At 65.2% G+C, this 247-nt stretch carries 1 protein-coding gene; it reads left to right on the top strand.

Translation table 11 applies throughout. The features are described from left to right. Positions 1–247 (top strand): glutathione S-transferase C-terminal domain-containing protein (locus R0J88_RS22455; protein WP_410901237.1); only part of this gene is annotated, 247 nt, incomplete at both ends.

A 247-nucleotide genomic window follows, 5' to 3' on the forward strand; every position in this document is an offset into this window, starting at 1 on the left:
CTTCCGCACCAGCCGCGAAGCCCGCTTCGGCATGCCCTTCGAGGAATTCAACAACGACGAGGCCGCACGCGGCATCCTGGACAGCGCCTTCAAGCCGCTGCGTGGTCTGCTCGCCAATCAGCCCTTCATGGATGGCGATGCCCCGGCGGCGGCGGATTACCTGGTCTTCGGCTTCTTCATCTGGGCACACATCGTCTCCGATACCTCGCCCTTCGGCGAGACGGAAGACGCGAGCGACCCGCTGGTG

It is taken from the genome of Pseudoalteromonas sp. SIMBA_162, assembly GCF_046535955.1.
In the GTDB taxonomy this organism is placed as follows: Bacteria; Pseudomonadota; Gammaproteobacteria; order Enterobacterales; family Alteromonadaceae; genus Pseudoalteromonas; species Pseudoalteromonas marina.